At 70.1% G+C, this 14,538-nt stretch carries 19 protein-coding genes; 11 read left to right on the top strand and 8 right to left on the bottom strand.

The window, feature by feature from the left end:
• Nucleotides 1–102: 102 nt before the first annotated feature.
• Both K0H49_RS27500 and K0H49_RS27495 read right to left on the bottom strand, forming a co-directional pair.
• Nucleotides 103–300 carry a DUF1508 domain-containing protein gene (locus K0H49_RS27500; protein WP_219219647.1) on the bottom strand — a complete coding sequence of 66 codons (198 nt, stop codon included), beginning with the start codon at nt 298–300 and terminating at the stop codon, nt 103–105.
• 130 nt (nt 301–430) lie between these two features.
• Entirely contained in the window at nt 431–709 is a 279-nt protein-coding gene (locus K0H49_RS27495; RefSeq protein ID WP_219219645.1) for a hypothetical protein, read from the bottom strand.
• Between the two features lie 164 nt (nt 710–873).
• On the opposite strand from K0H49_RS27495, the gene K0H49_RS27490 reads away from it, so the two are divergent.
• From K0H49_RS27490 to K0H49_RS27480, 3 genes are all read left to right on the top strand, one after another.
• A complete protein-coding gene (locus tag K0H49_RS27490) occupies nt 874–1,113 on the top strand; it encodes a hypothetical protein (protein ID WP_219219644.1) in 240 nt (79 codons plus the stop codon).
• A gap of 75 nt (nt 1,114–1,188) precedes the next feature.
• Entirely contained in the window at nt 1,189–3,051 is a 1,863-nt protein-coding gene (locus tag K0H49_RS27485; RefSeq protein WP_219219642.1) for a PhoX family protein, read from the top strand.
• Nucleotides 3,052–3,082: 31 nt separating this feature from the next.
• Complete coding sequence (locus K0H49_RS27480) at nt 3,083–3,472, top strand: DUF488 domain-containing protein (protein ID WP_219219640.1); 390 nt, start codon at nt 3,083–3,085, stop codon at nt 3,470–3,472.
• A gap of 12 nt (nt 3,473–3,484) precedes the next feature.
• Here K0H49_RS27480 and K0H49_RS27475 read toward each other — a convergent pair whose 3' ends face one another.
• From K0H49_RS27475 to K0H49_RS27465, 3 genes are read right to left on the bottom strand one after another with little or no spacing between them, the layout of a single operon-like run.
• Nucleotides 3,485–4,075 (bottom strand): TetR/AcrR family transcriptional regulator, encoded by a 591-nt coding sequence (locus tag K0H49_RS27475; RefSeq protein WP_219219638.1) that lies wholly within the window; start codon nt 4,073–4,075, stop codon nt 3,485–3,487.
• A 3-nt stretch (nt 4,076–4,078) separates the two neighbouring features.
• Nucleotides 4,079–4,471 carry a RidA family protein gene (locus K0H49_RS27470; protein WP_219219636.1) on the bottom strand — a complete coding sequence of 131 codons (393 nt, stop codon included), beginning with the start codon at nt 4,469–4,471 and terminating at the stop codon, nt 4,079–4,081.
• The gene (locus K0H49_RS27465) at nt 4,459–5,301 is read right to left on the bottom strand and encodes an alpha/beta fold hydrolase (RefSeq protein WP_219219634.1); all 843 of its coding nucleotides are present in this window, start codon (nt 5,299–5,301) and stop codon (nt 4,459–4,461) included. The genes K0H49_RS27470 and K0H49_RS27465 overlap by 13 nt, the downstream gene beginning before the upstream one ends.
• Before the next feature lie 123 nt (nt 5,302–5,424).
• On the opposite strand from K0H49_RS27465, the gene K0H49_RS27460 reads away from it, so the two are divergent.
• From K0H49_RS27460 to K0H49_RS27425, 8 genes are read left to right on the top strand one after another with little or no spacing between them, the layout of a single operon-like run.
• Nucleotides 5,425–6,801 (top strand): metal-dependent hydrolase family protein, encoded by a 1,377-nt coding sequence (locus K0H49_RS27460; protein WP_219219632.1) that lies wholly within the window; start codon nt 5,425–5,427, stop codon nt 6,799–6,801.
• A gap of 10 nt (nt 6,802–6,811) precedes the next feature.
• Nucleotides 6,812–7,636: an alpha/beta fold hydrolase gene (locus K0H49_RS27455; RefSeq protein ID WP_219219629.1), complete on the top strand. Its 825-nt coding sequence runs from the start codon at nt 6,812–6,814 to the stop codon at nt 7,634–7,636.
• Nucleotides 7,633–8,934 (top strand): Rieske 2Fe-2S domain-containing protein, encoded by a 1,302-nt coding sequence (locus K0H49_RS27450; protein WP_219219627.1) that lies wholly within the window; start codon nt 7,633–7,635, stop codon nt 8,932–8,934. The genes K0H49_RS27455 and K0H49_RS27450 overlap by 4 nt, the downstream gene beginning before the upstream one ends.
• The gene (locus K0H49_RS27445) at nt 8,931–9,398 is read left to right on the top strand and encodes an aromatic-ring-hydroxylating dioxygenase subunit beta (protein WP_219219626.1); all 468 of its coding nucleotides are present in this window, start codon (nt 8,931–8,933) and stop codon (nt 9,396–9,398) included. The genes K0H49_RS27450 and K0H49_RS27445 overlap by 4 nt, the downstream gene beginning before the upstream one ends.
• A gap of 8 nt (nt 9,399–9,406) precedes the next feature.
• Nucleotides 9,407–9,715 carry a non-heme iron oxygenase ferredoxin subunit gene (locus K0H49_RS27440; RefSeq protein WP_219219624.1) on the top strand — a complete coding sequence of 103 codons (309 nt, stop codon included), beginning with the start codon at nt 9,407–9,409 and terminating at the stop codon, nt 9,713–9,715.
• Entirely contained in the window at nt 9,712–10,479 is a 768-nt protein-coding gene (locus tag K0H49_RS27435) for an ABC transporter permease (RefSeq protein ID WP_219219622.1), read from the top strand. The genes K0H49_RS27440 and K0H49_RS27435 overlap by 4 nt, the downstream gene beginning before the upstream one ends.
• A 20-nt stretch (nt 10,480–10,499) precedes the next feature.
• A complete protein-coding gene (locus K0H49_RS27430) occupies nt 10,500–11,303 on the top strand; it encodes an ABC transporter ATP-binding protein (protein WP_219219620.1) in 804 nt (267 codons plus the stop codon).
• Nucleotides 11,300–12,295, top strand: coding sequence for an ABC transporter substrate-binding protein (locus K0H49_RS27425; protein WP_219219619.1), 996 nt, complete (start codon nt 11,300–11,302; stop codon nt 12,293–12,295). Before K0H49_RS27430 ends, K0H49_RS27425 begins: the two co-directional genes overlap by 4 nt.
• Nucleotides 12,296–12,299: 4 nt before the next feature.
• Here K0H49_RS27425 and K0H49_RS27420 read toward each other — a convergent pair whose 3' ends face one another.
• The 3 genes from K0H49_RS27420 to K0H49_RS27410 are packed head-to-tail and all read right to left on the bottom strand — an operon-like array spanning nt 12,300 to nt 14,535.
• A complete protein-coding gene (locus tag K0H49_RS27420; RefSeq protein WP_374122436.1) occupies nt 12,300–13,241 on the bottom strand; it encodes an isoaspartyl peptidase/L-asparaginase family protein in 942 nt (313 codons plus the stop codon).
• Between the two features lie 14 nt (nt 13,242–13,255).
• The gene (locus K0H49_RS27415) at nt 13,256–13,519 is read right to left on the bottom strand and encodes a YkgJ family cysteine cluster protein (protein WP_219219615.1); all 264 of its coding nucleotides are present in this window, start codon (nt 13,517–13,519) and stop codon (nt 13,256–13,258) included.
• Nucleotides 13,516–14,535: an XdhC family protein gene (locus K0H49_RS27410; RefSeq protein ID WP_219219613.1), complete on the bottom strand. Its 1,020-nt coding sequence runs from the start codon at nt 14,533–14,535 to the stop codon at nt 13,516–13,518. Before K0H49_RS27410 ends, K0H49_RS27415 begins: the two co-directional genes overlap by 4 nt.
• Nucleotides 14,536–14,538 lie beyond the last annotated feature (3 nt).

The following is a 14,538-nucleotide window of genomic DNA, read 5'->3' as shown; positions in this document are numbered from 1 at the left end:
TTCCAGTGGCGGACACCGAAACGGTGGCCGGACATCAATCAAGAATGATTCTTATCTCGATTGTAGGCTGGCCGGACCGGGACATGCGCCGAAGCGCCCGCGTTACACCCCTTCGTACAGGGTGCCCAGCGGATCGAAGACCAGCGCGCGCGGTGCATTGCCGCGCACCGCGTGGATCGCCTTGAAGACCTGCTCGCGGTCCTTGAAACCCATGGCGCTTCGGCACACCGCATCGCCATCGATGTTCCTGAGTTCCCAGACCCAACGGCCGCCCAATTCCTGAATCACCACGAACTTCATGTGTGTCTCCTGGAAGATTCGAGTTACCCGAAACGAAAGCTGGCGCCAAAGGCGAATCGACAGCGTCGGACGATGGCGCCAATGGGCAGCATGGTCGGTCCTACTTTTTTCGGCCTATGCCGGTGCCGCCTCAGAGCTCGGCAAATCCGGTGTGCCCGCTGTGATCGCGGCGCGACCAATCGGCGATGAAGCCACGCGCCTTGGCCTCGAGGATGTCGATGGCGGCGGCGGCGTCGTGGCGCTGCCCGACCAGCATGAGTCGGCAGCGCGGCAGGCCGGCCTGCGACACATCGGCATGGCCAGCCAGAAAGCCTTCGGGCCCGGTGCCGGTCAGGTGGATGCGCACCGTCCAGCCATCGGCTTCGAAACGCCGGACCTCGGTTTCGAGGGGAGCAGGTTGAACAGGCAAGACACCTCCGTTGACGTGAAAGGTGGCACGACGTGTGCGATGGACGAAGCTTAACGCGTTGTTACATAAAGCGCCCGCCCGATGTCCTGCGCACCGGCTGCGTGTTGCCCCACACCGGCCGGATCGCCCACCGGCCAGAGTCGTAGGCTTTAGGAGTGAGACCCATGCCCACCCTCTTGCGAATGCTTTCGAACGGAACCGTCCAGGACATCCAGCTCGACGCCACGACGGCGCTGCCCCGTGCGGGCGAGATCATCGAAACCGGCCTCGACGACGCCGCGGTCCAACGCATGGAAGTGACCGAGGTCCGCTACGTGCTCGCCAACGGCACGCTGAACCCGGTGATCGAATGCCGCCCGCCCACGGTCGGCCTGGCCAACCAGGGCGCCGAGACCGCGCGCTGAACGGCGGGCCGCGGCGCGGGCGCGGCATCATCGGGGGATGCCCACCTCCCGTTCCCCTCGTCCACTCGGCGCGCCATGAGCTTCGACCGTCGCGTCTTTCTGCAATCCGGCGCCGCCGCACTGGTCGCGCTGCTGGGCGAATCGGCCGGCGCCGCCGCGCGCCCGCCAGCGCCCGGCCTGCTGGGCTTCGGCCCGGTGCCCATCACGCTGCACGACGGCATCACCCTGCCGCCCGAGTACGCGGCCGAGATCCTCTACCCCTGGGGCACGCCGACCGGCATCGCCGGCGCCATGCCGGCCTTCGCGCCCGACGGCAGCAACAGCGCGGCCGAGCAGGCGCAGCAGGCAGGCATGCACCACGACGGCATGCACTTCTTCCCGCTGGGCACCGACGGCCGACGGGGCCTGCTGGTGATGAACCACGAGTACACCGACGAGCGCTGGCTGCACACCGACGGCGTGGACCGCTGGACCGACGAGAAGGTGCGCAAGTCGCTGCATGCGATGGGCGTGTCGGTGATCGAGATCGAACGCACGCCCCAGGGCTGGCGCCAGGTGCTGCCCTCGCGCTACGCGCGCCGCATCCATGGCGCGACGCCGATGCGCATGGCCGGCCCGGTCGCGGGCACGCCCTGGCTGCGCACCGCGGCCGACCCGTCGGGCACGCGCGCGTTGGGCACCTTCGCCAACTGCGCGATGGGCGTCACGCCCTGGGGCACCTACCTCACCTGCGAAGAGAATTTCCACGGCTACTTCGGTGGACCGAAGGAGGCCGCGGCCCAGGCCACGCCAGCCCAGAAACGCTACGGCACCGTGGCCGGCACGCAGTGGGTCGAGTACTGGCGCTTCGACAAGCGCTTCGACCTGTCGAAGCATCCCAACGAGCCGCACCGCTTCGGCTGGGTGGTCGAGATCGATCCCTTCGACCCCACGTCCACGCCAACCAAGCGCACCGCGCTGGGCCGCAAGCGCCAGGAGAGCGCGACCTGCAGGCTGACCCGCGACGGCCGGGTGGCGGTCTACATGGGCGACGACGCGGCCTTCGAGTACATCTACAAGTTCGTGAGCCGCGACACCGTGCGCCCGGGCCAGGATGCGGCGGGGCGCGCGGCCAACCGCACGCTGCTCGACCACGGCACGCTCTACGTGGCGCGCTACGACGCCGACGGCCGCGGTCGCTGGCTCGAACTCACGCATGGCCACGGCGGCATCGACGCGGCCGCCGGCTTCGTCGACCAGGCCCAGGTGCTGCTGCATGCGCGGCTCGCGGCCGACGTGGTGGGCGGCACGAAGATGGACCGGCCCGAATGGATCGCGGTGCATCCGCAGACCGGCGAGGTCTACGTCACGCTCACCAACAACGTCCTGCGCGGCGAGCCCGGCCAGCCCGCGGCCGACGCAGCCAACCCGCGCGAACGCAACGTCTCGGGCGGCATCCTGCGCTGGCGCGAGGACGACGGCGACGCTGCGAGCCTGGGCTTCGCCTGGGACCATTTCGTGCTGGCCGGCGACCCCGCACAGCCGGGCGCGGGCGCGCGCTATCCGCAAGCCGGCGACGACACCTTCGGCTCGCCCGACGGGCTGCATTTCGACAGCGGCGGCCTGCTCTGGGTGCAGACCGACATGGGCGGCACCGAGCGCCTGGGCAACGCCACGCAGGCGCCGATGGGCAACAACCAGCTGCTGTGCGCCGACCCCGCAAGCGGCCGCATCCGCCGCTTCCTGGTCGGGCCGAACGGCTGCGAGATCACCGGCTGCGTGCTCACGCCCGACCGGCGCACGCTGTTCGTCAACGTGCAGCATCCCGGCGAACGCGTCGATGCGGCCACGGGTGCCCTGCTGCCCGCCTGGCCCGACGGCGCCACGCCCGTGAGCACCCGGCCGCGCTCGGCCACGGTGGTGGTGCGGCGGCGCGACGGGGGCATCGTCGGCAGCTGAGCGCGATCATTCGAAGAAAAAGGAGACTGCCATGCCCGTTCACATCGTCCGCCTCGGCAGCCCGCGCGGGCCCGGCGAAGGCCTGCGCATCGGCACCGTCCGGCGCCCGCCGCGCGGCGTGCCCAAGACCGAGTTCGCCAGCCAGGACTGGTACGACGTCTGGTACCCGAACCTCGCGCCCTCGGCCGAGACCATGAAGCTGGGCCAGCAGGCGGAGACGGCCGCACAGTGGGCTGTGTTCACCCGCCACTACCAGCGCGAGATGGGCGAGCCCGACGCGAGCCGCAGCCTCGACCTGCTGGCGGCGCTGTCGCACCGGACGTCGATCGCGGTCGGTTGCTACTGCGAGGACGAGACGCGCTGCCACCGCTCGCTGCTGCGCGGGCTGCTGGCGGCACGCGGGGCGGAGATCGCGGGCTGAGCCGGTCTTTGCTCAGAGCGGGGCCGGGTCCGCGCCGCTGAGCATGCGGCAGAAGGCGTCGATGGTGGCGTCCCCGCAGGTTCTCTCGGGCACGGTGTGGCGGTACATGATGTAGCCGTCCATGGCCATCACCACCATGTGCGGGAGGTCGGTGCCGCGCACCAGCGCATGGCGCTCGGCGGGCAAGGCGTCCAGCAGCATGCGTTCGATCTCCTGCTCCATCCAGCCGATGAGCCCGGTGCGGTATTCGTCCGAGGGCGTCGCGGTCGAGATCGCCTGGATCACGTTGTTCGCGAAGCCTTCCTCGTGGGCCGGCAGCTCGCGCCAGAGCACCTCGAAGATGCGGCGCAGCCGGCGCGCGGGCGAGCGTCGGCCGCGCAGTTCCTGGTCGAGCGCGGCGAAGCGCGCGCGCATCCAGGGGTCGTGGATGGCGTAGAGGATCTGCAGCTTCGACGAGAAGTACGAATACACGTTGGGCGGTGAGATGCCGGCGCCGCGCGCGATCATCGGCACGGTGGTGCTGCTGTAGCCGTTCGCCTTGAACAGCTTGAATGCCGAGGCCAGGATCGCGCTGTGGATCTCTTCCTTCTTGACCTGGGACATGGCTCAACCCGCCGCGGGCCGGAAGGCGACGGCCTCGACCTCGATCTTCCAGACCACGTCCAGCAGGCCCGCCACCAGCACCAGCGTGGAGGCCGGTCGGTGCTCGCCCAGGTGGCGCAGGCGGATCGGCCGCATCGCCGCCGCGTCGGCGCGGTCGACCAGGTAGGTGGTGGTCTTCACCACATGTTCCATGCCCATGCCGGCGCCGCGCAGCGCATGCAGCACGTTGCCCCAGGCCAGTTCGGCCTGCGCTTCGAAGTCGGCCGGCGCGACACCCCGCGCGTCGATGCCGACCTGGCCGGCGACGTGCACCCAGGCACCGGGCCCCTCGACGAGCGTGGCTTGGGAATAGGGACCCGCGGGCTGCGGGAGTTCGGTGGGATTCAGGTAGCGCATGGCAGGGAGGGAGAAAGAGGTTGGGAGAGCAGGTGATCGAGGGCGAGCGCGCTGACTTCGGCGCTGCGCTCCAGCATCGGGTTGTGGCCACAGCGGCCGAGCAGCATGAGCCGGCAGTCCGGCAGATGGTCCAGCAGGTGCAGCGCACTGTCGCGGTAGGGCACGGGCCGGTCGTCGCGTCCATGCACCAGCAGCACGCTGGCCTGCACTTGCGCAAGCAGTTCCGGTGCCAGCCATGCGCTGCGCAGGTTGAGTTCCTTGCCCGGCGCCATCATCGCGTCGAAGTGGGCGCCGAGCCCATCGCGCGACAGCAGGTCGAAGCGCGCATCGACCTGCGCATCGCTCAGCGCGGCGGCGTCGTGCACCGCGCCCGTCATCGCGAGGCGCAGCGCTTCCCTCGAGGCGGGCGCCTGCCAGAAGCGGTCGAGCGCCGCATTGAGCGTGCGCGCCCCGCCGCCGGCACCGGTGCAAACGATCTTCCGCACCGCGGGTGAGGCCGCCGCGGCGCCCAGCGCCACGGCCGCACCCAGCGACTGGCCCCAGAGGTCGACGCGCGGCGCGCCGATGCGCGCGATCGCCGCCCTCGCCTGCCGCACCCAGAGCGCGAAGTCGAAGAACGGCGGTGCGGCCTTGCGCGGCGATGCACCAAAGCCGACCAGGTCGATCCCATAAAGGGTGCGATGCGCAGCCAGCGCGGGCACGACGGCGCCGAAGTTGGCCGCGAAGGAGGTGCCGGGGCCGATGCCGTGGATCAGCAGCAGCGGCGGGCCGCTGCCCTCGGTGTGAACGGCGAAAGAGCCGCCTTCGAAGTCCCAGTTCTCGGTTTTCATGGATGTGTGAAGTGTGCGTGGCACGCGGGTTGCTTTACCGAATGCTAGTCGGTTTTGACTGTGCATGGAAGCACGAGGCTCCGAAGCCTCTTCGGCCATGGAACCTATGGACACCCCACGACGATGACAGCAAGAACCTTGATCGACTGCGGCGAACTCTTCGACGGCATCTCCGGCCGCGCCGTGCCCGACCAGACCCTGGTGCTCTACGGCGACACCATCGACTGGGTCGGCCCCACCGCGCAGGCACCCGCCGCGCAGCCGGGCGACACGCGCATTGACCATTCGACCCGCTTCGTGATGCCCGGCATGGTCGACTGTCATGCCCACATCTCCTACGGCAACGCGCTCACGCAGGAGGACATCGACCTCTACGCGACGATGGAATTCCGCACCCTGCGCTCGATGGTCGCGGCGCAGGCGATCCTCAAGTCGGGCTTCACCTCGATCATGGACCCGGCCTGCTCGGGCCTGATCGCACCGGCGGTGCGCGACGCGATCAACGTCGGGCTGGTGCAGGGCCCGCGCATCACGGCCTCGAGCCGCGCGCTCACCACGCAGCAGGGCCTCTACGACTGGTACCCGTCGTGGGTGGGCGTGCCGGAGCCCTCGACCGGCGTGCTGACCGGCTCGATGGACGAAGCCATCCGCATCATCCGGCAGCAGGCCAAGGACGGGGTGGATGCGGTCAAGCTCACCATGGACGGCATCCATGCGCGCCGCAACGGCGGCGGCCTGATCGCGGCCTACACCCAGGCCGAGACCCACGCCATGGTCGACGAGATCCATCGCCTGGGCAAGCTCGCGGTGGTGCATGCGCGCGGCCGAGAAGGCGCGCTGTACGCGGCACGGGCTGGCGTCGACGTGATCTTCCACGCCTCGAACATCTGCGACGACGGCATCCAGGCCGCGCTCGACCACGGCACGTACCTCTGCCCTTCGCTCGCGCTGCTGGTCAACAACATCGAATTCCACGAACCGACCGATGCGTCAGCCCCGTGGTGGCCCGACATCCAGCGCCGCGAGCTCGAGGCTGCATCGCGCAACCTGCAGCGAGCGCGTGCCGCGGGCGTGCGCTTCCTCTCGGGCTCGGAGTCGGGCTTCGCCGTCACGCCGCACGGCGAGTGGGGCGCGAAGGAGCTCGAGGCCCATGTGCGCCATGTCGGATTCACGCCGGCCGAAGCGATCTGTTGCGCCACCGTGGAAAGCACGAAGCTGCTGCGCGAGCGCGACAAGCTGGGCGGCCTGGTGAAGGGCAAGCTGGCCGACATGGTGGTGGTCGACGGCGATCCGCTGGCCGACATCACGGTGCTGCAGCGCCGCGAGGCGATCCACGCGGTGCTGCTGGGCGGCAAGCCGGTGGACCTGACGCCCGCGCCCACCCATGCGCGCCATTTCTCCGAGTTCTCGCAAGCCATGTGGAGCCGCGTCTACGACCGCGCCTACGTGGCGGCCCATCTTCCCAGGCGCGCAGATGCCGCGCGCCGTCAACCTGCCTGATCGCCCCACCATGATGCAGTTCCCCCTCACCATCGCCGGAGTCACGACGCGCGTGCTCCAGGCCGGCCACACAGGCCCGGCCGTGCTCTTCGTCCACGGCCTGTCGACCCGCGCCGACCGCTGGCGCGCCGTGCTGGAACACACGGCCGCGTTGGGCTTTCGCGCCATCGCCTTCGACCTGCCCGGCCATGGCCTGGCCGACAAGCCGACCGATTTCGACTACAGCGCTTCCGGTCTCGCGCGCTTCAGCCTGGGCGTGCTCGATGCGCTGGAGCTCTCCCGCGCGCACATCGTCGGCACCTCCCTCGGCGGCCATGTCGCCGCGCTGGCGGCCCTGGCCGCGCCGGCGCGGTGCGACAGCCTCTACCTGGTGGCGCCGCTGGGCCTGGCGCCGATGACGCCCGAGACCGGCGAGGCGATCCGCCGCGGCGTGCGCAACGTGTCGATCGAAGGCGTGCGCGCCAAGCTGGCCAACGTCTTCATCGACAGCTCCTTCGCGACCGAGGACCTGATCATCGAGGAGTCGCTCATCAACGGCTCCGCCGGCGCGCTCGAGGCGCTGAGCGCGCTGGGCGACTACATCGTCGAGCGCCTCAACAGCGAACTCGTGAGCGATGCGCTGGTCGGCCTCGCCCGCACCCTGCCGGTCGGCCTGCTGTGGGGCGCGCACGACCGCATGGTGCCGCTGTCGATCGGCCATGCCACCGCCAACGCGCTGGGCCTGGGCGAACTGCCGGTGATGGCCGACGTGGGCCACGCGCCCTACGTCGAGCAGCCGGAGCTCTTCGTCGAACGCTGGAGCGCCTTCGCCGGCGCCGCGAAGGCGCACGCATGAAGCTCGCCGACATCCCGCTGCGCGTCGAAGCCGCGGCAGACCCGCTCGACCAGTTCCGCTGGCCCAACGCCGACTACACGCGCACACCCTACCGGGTGTTCACCGACGAGGCCATCTACCAGCGCGAGATGGCGCGCGTCTTCCGCGGCCCGACCTGGAACTACCTCGCGCTCGAGGCCGAGGTGCCCGAGACGGGCTCGTTCAAGACGGTGCAGATCGGCAACGTGCCGGTGGTGGTCTCGCGCAATGCCGAGGGCAAGGTCACGGCCTTCGTCAACCGCTGCGCGCACCGCGGCGCCACCGTGGTGCGCCAGGAGTTCGGCAAGGCCGACGGCCATGCCTGCATCTACCACCAGTGGAACTACGACAGCAGCGGCGAGCTCTGCGGCGTTCCCTACCGCCGCGGGCTGAACGGCTGCGGCGGCTATCCCAAGGACTTCAAGCCGGCCGAGCATGGGCTGGAGAAGCTGAGGGTCGCGCTCTACAAGGGCCTCGTCTTCGGCAGCTTCTCCGACGAGGCGCCACCGCTGCTCGACTACCTGGGCGCCCACATCGTGACCCACATCGACCGCATCTTCGTCAAGCCGCTGAAGGTGCTGGGCTACCACCGCCAGCGCATCTCGGCCAACTGGAAGCTTTACTTCGAGAACATCAAGGACCCGTACCACGCGGGCCTGCTGCACACCTTCATGGCGACCTTCGGCGTCTACCGCTCGACGCAGAAGGGCCATACGCTGGTGAGCCCCGGCGGCGGCCACGCGGTCGTCTACTCGATCACCAACACCGACAACCAGGAGAGCGTGCTCGAGGCGTACAAGGGAACAGACAACAAGTACCAGGCCGACTTCGCGCTCAAGGCGCCCGGGCTGCTGCAGTGGACGCCCGACTTCCACGACGGCATCGGCAACCTGATCGTCTCGGTGTTCCCCAACATGGTGATCCACCAGATCCTCAACACCTTCGCCACGCGCCAGGTGCGGCCGCTGGGGCGCGATGCGATGGAACTCTACTGGACCTACTTCGGCTTCGAGGACGATGCCGCCGAACGCACCGCGGCGCGCCTGCAGCAGCTCAACCTGGTCGGCCCCGCGGGCTACATCTCGATGGAGGACGGCGAGGCGATCCGGCTGGTGCAGCAATCCATCCGCGGCGAGAAGCCCGACGCGACCTCCTTCATCGAGATGGGCGGCCGCGGCCCGATCGTCGATGCCGACCATGTGGTGACGGAAGTCTGCACCCGCGGCCTGTGGCAGCAGTACGCGCACACCATGGGCTTCGCGCCGGAGGTGTCGGCATGAACGCCCACGACCGCGTGCTGGCGCTCCAGCTGCGCTACGCCCATGCCATCGACGACGATGCGCTCGAGCTGTGGCCCACCTTCTTCGTGCCCGATGGCCGCTACCGCGTGATCCCGCGCGAGAACCATGCGCGCGGCCTGCCCGCCTGCCTGATCGATTGTGTGGGTGTCGCGATGATGGAAGACCGCGTGGTGTCGCTGCGCACCGCCAACATCTACAACATCCATTTCGACCGGCACCTGATGTCGCCGCCGCTGGTCGAGCCACCGGCGGACGACGGCACGCTGCGCGCGCGCACGCAGTTCCTGGTGATGCAGTCGGACCAGTCGGGCGTGAGCAAGCCTTTCGCCACCGGCGTCTACCTCGACTGGATCGAACTGGCCGGCGAGAGCGCGCTGTTCCGCGAGCGCACCGTCATCCTCGACAGCTACGGCATCCCCGAGCTGCTCGCCACCCCGATCTGAGGCCCGGCATGACTCCATGGCATGACGTCGGCGAGCCCGACGATTTTCCCGACGGCGCCTCGTGGCCCGTGCGCGTAGCCGAACGCGAGGTGGTGGTGTTCCGGCTCGGCGAGGACCTGCACGCGCTGGCCGACCGCTGCACCCACGGCAATGCCCGCCTCTCGGAGGGCTACATCGAGGACGGCTGCGTCGAGTGCCCGCTGCACCAGGGAACCTTCGACATCCGCACCGGCGCGGCGCGCTGCGCACCCGCGACCGAGGCCGTGCAGACCTTCCCGGTGCGCGTGGTGGCCGGCCGCGTGGAGGTACAGGCATGAGCCCGCGCTTCCGGCAGGCAAGCGCCGACGCACGCTGGACCGCGGCCTCCGCGGCCACGCTGCTCGCGCTCTGGTCGCTGGCCTCGTTCGCGCTGCCTGCGGCCGTGCTGCCCTCGCCCCTGCGCGTGCTGGCCGCGATGGGCGCGCTGGTGCAGACGAAGGCACTGTGGACCGACACCGCGGTCACGCTGGGCCGCATCCTCATGGCCTTCGCGATCGGCATGAGCGCGGCACTCGCGCTCGGCACGGCCATGGCGCTTTCGCGCAGCGCCGGTGCCTTCTTCCGCGTCTGGATCGTGTGCGGCATCACGGTGCCCGCGATCGTCACCCTGCTCACCGTCTACATGGTGGTGGGCATGAACGAGCGCGGCGCGGTGCTGGGCGCGGCACTGACCGTGGTGCCCTTCCTCGCCATCAACATCCGCGAGGGACTCAAGAGCATCGACACCCGGCTGCTCAAGATGGCGCAGGTGTTTCGCGCCAGCCGCGCGCAGATCGCGCGCGCGGTCGTCGGGCCGCAGATCGCGCCCATGCTGCTGGCCTCGGCCCGCTTCGGGCTCGGGCTGGTCTGGAAGATGGTGCTGTTCGTCGAGCTGCTGGGGCGCGGCGACGGCGTGGGCTTTCGCATCGAGTACTACTTCCAGCTCTTCGACATGACGAACGTGCTGGCCTATGCGCTGTGCTTCGTGCTCGTGATGCTGGTGATCGAGGTCGGCGTGTTCGGCGTGCTCGAGCGCCGCATCTTCAGATGGCGGCGCGGTTGACGCCCGCCGCAAGGAACCCCATGGAACAGATCCAGATCTCCGGCCTGAGCAAGTCCTTCGATTCGGGCGGCGTGCGCCGCACGGTGCTGTCCGACGTCGACCTGCGCATCGCCGTGGGCGAGGTGGTGGGCCTGGTCGGGCCCTCGGGCTGCGGCAAGTCGACGCTACTCAACATCGTGGCGGGGCTCGACCTCGCCCATACCGGCAGCGTGACGATCCAGGGCCGCCCGATCGGCGAGCAGCTGGGCGCGGGCTTCCGCGTGGCCTATGTGTTCCAGGAGCCGCGGCTGCTGCCCTGGTTCACCCTCACGCAGAACCTCGCCTTCGTGCTCGAGGCCGGCGGCTTCGCGCGCAGCGAGTGGGCGGGCCGCATCGCGACCGTGCTCGAGGCCGTGAACCTGGCCGAGTTCCGCGACTTCTACCCGGCGCAGCTGTCCGGCGGCATGCAGCAGCGCGCAGCGATCGCGCGCGCCTTCTGCATCGACCCCGACATCCTGCTGCTGGACGAGCCCTTCAGCGCGCTCGACGAGCTCACCGCGCGCACGCTGCGCCAGAGCCTGCTGGCGCTGTGGGAACGCTTCCGCACCACCGTCGTCTTCGTGAGCCACAACGCCTACGAGGCGGCCTTCCTGGCCGACCGCATCCTGGTCATGGGTCGCGGCGCCATCACGCAGGAGATCGACCTGCGCGGCACGCCCCGGCCCCGGTCCTACGACGACACGGCCGTGTTCGAGGCCAGCAAGCAGGTCATCCACTGCCTCGAGCGGCAGGCCGGCAAGGACGTGGCCGCGACCTCCCCTTCCCCCACCCCGAGAAAACCATGAACCGAAGCACCCTTCTCCGACTCTTTGCCGGTGGCCTGGCCGCCGCCCTGCTGGCCACCGCCGGCGCCCCTGCACAAGCACAGCCCACGGGCGACGGCGGCACCGTGAGGATCATGATCAACCCCGCCGGCACGATGGGCATCGGCCCGGCCGTGATCCAGAAATACGGCTTCGACAAGAAACACGGCATCCGCCTCGAGGTGGTGCCCTACTCCGACCAGAAATCGGCCACCGCGGCCATTCAGAGCGGCAGCGCCGAGATGGTGGTGTTCGACTGGCTGGCCACGGCCCGCCTGCGCGCCGCCGGCACGCCGGTGGTCAGCATCGCGCCCTTCCTCACCTATGTGAACAGCGTGGTGGTGGCCAAGGACTCGCCGCTCAAGACGCTGGCCGACCTCAAGGGCAAGCGCGTCGGCGTGGCCCACAAGACCGGCTTCGACTGGATCATCATGCAGGCCGCCGCGCAGAAGCTCTACAAGATGGACCTGGGCAAGGACGTCGAGGTGCGCGAAGGCGCGGTGCCGCTGCTGCGCGGCCTGATCGAGAAGGGCGACCTCGACGCGACGCAGATGTGGAATTCGCTCACGCCGGAGATGCTGGCGAGCGGCAGGTACCGCAGCATGGTCAGCATCCGCGAGCTCACGCAGCAGATGGGACTGCCTACCGTGCCCTTCCTGCTGTTCAGCATGCGCGAGGACTACGCCAGGCAGCACCCCGGCAATGCGCGCGCCTTCGTCGCCGCCTACCAGGACGCGGTGCAGGTGCTGATGAAGGACGAGGAGGTCTGGGTCGAGCACGGCGCGCGCCTCAAGCTCTCGCCCGAGTCGCTGGCCTTCTTCAAGACCCAGGTGCGTCGCGACCTGCTCAAGCAGTTCGCGCCCGACATGACCCCGGGGCTGGAAGCCACGCTGGAAGCCGTCTACGCCGTCGCGCCGGAAGTGGTGGTGCTGAAGACCCTGCCGCCGGGGCTGCTGAGCACGGCGTACCAGTGATGCGCTAGCGGTGGATCGCGCTCTGCGGCGATTCGCTGCCGCGCGCATGGGCCCGGTACATGCCCTCGGTGTTGAAGGGCATGCACAGCTGGCCCGTGGCGTCGAGCGCGATCAGGCCGCCGCTGCCGCCCAGGCCGGTGAGGCTCTGCCGCACCACCGTTTCGGCCGCTTCGGCCAGGCCCACGCCCGCATAGCGCATGCGCGCGCTGACGTCGTAGGCCGCCGCGATGCGGATGAAGGCCTCGCCGGTGCCGGTGCACGAGACCGCCGCGCCGCGGTCGTCAGCATAGGTGCCGGCGCCGATCAGCGGCGAATCGCCGATGCGGCCCACGCGCTTGTTGGTCATGCCGCCGGTCGAGGTGGCGGCCGCGAGGTGGCCGTGCACATCCAGCGCCACCGCGCCGACCGTGCCCAGCTTGCGGTCTTCATCGAGCGGCGCACCGTCGTGGTCGAGCACCACGCGCCGAGTCGCGCGGGCGCGGTCCAGTTGCTCGCGACGGAAGGCCGTGGAGAAATACGAAGGGTCGACCGCCGCGACGCCGCGCGCGATCGCGAAGGTCTCGGCTCCGGCACCGGCCATCAGCACGTGCTGGCCGTCGTCGCGCACCGCACGGGCCGCGCGCACCGGGTTGCGCAGCCGGCTCACGCCGGCCACCGCCCCGGCCGACAGATCGGCGCCGTCCATCACCGCCGCATCGAGTTCGTGCGTGGCATCGGCGGTGAACACCGCGCCATGGCCGGCATTGAACAGCGGGCAGTCCTCGAGCAGCGCCACGGCCAGGCAGACCGCGTCGAGCGCGGTGCCGCCGTCGCGCAACAGCTTCTGCGCGGCCCGCACGATGCCCTGGAGCGCGTCGTGGTAGCCGGCGGCCGCGGCCGCATCGAGGGCCGAGGCCTGCACGGTGCCGGCGCCGCCGTGGATGGCGATCACGGGTGTCGAGGACATGTTCATCGTTTATTTCAAGGCGCGGTGGCCAGCTCCAACTCGGTGAGCCAGATCATCGCCTGGCCGCGCGAATCGCCGCACATCTCGCGCGACGGCTGCAGGCCGCCGCAGCACGCGGGACGCTCCGGCTGGCCGAAGATCGCGCAGCGCTGGTCGGCCATGAGCTGCACGCAGCGCACGCCGGCGGGTTTGCCGTTCGGCATGCCGGGGATCGCGCTGCTGATCGAGGGGGCGGTGCAGCAGGCACCGCAATCCGAACGGCAGTCCAGGGCGCTCAACCGGCTTCTTCCTGCAGGGCCTTGGCGTTGGCCACCTCGGTCTCGCGCGGCAGCGTGACCGCGTTCTTCACCGCGAGGATCTCGGCCATCACGCTCACCGCGATCTCGGGCGGCGTCTTGCTGCCGATGTAGATGCCGATCGGGCCGCGCAGGCGCGCCAGCGAGGCCGCGGTCTGGCCGAAGTGTTCGACCATGCGCTCGCGCCGTGCCTCGGCATTGCGCCGCGAGCCGATGGCGCCGACATAGAAAGCGTCGCTGACCAGCGCCTCGAGCAGCGCCAGGTCGTCGAGCTTGGGATCGTGCGTGAGCGCCACCACGCAGCTGCGGCGGTCGGGCCGGAAGGCTGTCACCGCGTCGTCGGGCATCTCGGTCGTGATCGCCACGCCGGGCACCGACCAGGCGCTGCGGTATTCCACGCGCGGGTCGCACAGCGTGACCGCGAAGCCGCTGAACTTGGCCATGGTCGACAGGTACTCGGCCAGCTGGCCCGCGCCGATCAGCAGCATGCGGTACTCGGGGCCGAAGGTGTTGGTGAGGGCCTCGTCGTCGACGTGCAGGGCGTCGGGCGCGGCCGATTCGGCCAGCCGAACACCGCCGTCGGCCAGCGCCACGCTGCGCTGCATCAGCTGCCCGCGTTCGAGCGCGGCCACCAGCGTGTCGAGCGAGGCGGCGTCGGGGTCGTACTCGAGCAGCAGTTCCAGCGTACCGCCGCAAGGCAGGCCGAAGCGGTGCGCCTCGTCGGCCGTGATGCCGTACTTGACCAGCGCCGGCGCACCGGCGGGCGGCATCGGCTCGGCCGCGCCGTGCAGCCGGCTGTAGCGCGCGATCAGGTCGTCCTCGATGCAGCCGCCCGAGACCGAACCGACCACCGCGCCGTCTTCGGCCAGGGCCATGATCGAGCCCACCGGTCGGGGCGACGAGCCCCAGGTGCGCACCACGGTCGTGAGCAGCGCGCGCCGGCCGGCGCGGCGCCAGTCGCGCAGCGTGCGCAGCACCATGACGTCGAGGTTTTCCATGGC

The organism is Variovorax boronicumulans (assembly GCF_019352895.1).
In the GTDB taxonomy this organism is placed as follows: Bacteria; Pseudomonadota; Gammaproteobacteria; order Burkholderiales; family Burkholderiaceae_C; genus Variovorax; species Variovorax boronicumulans_A.
This window is presented reverse-complemented; position numbering and strand designations above follow the sequence as displayed.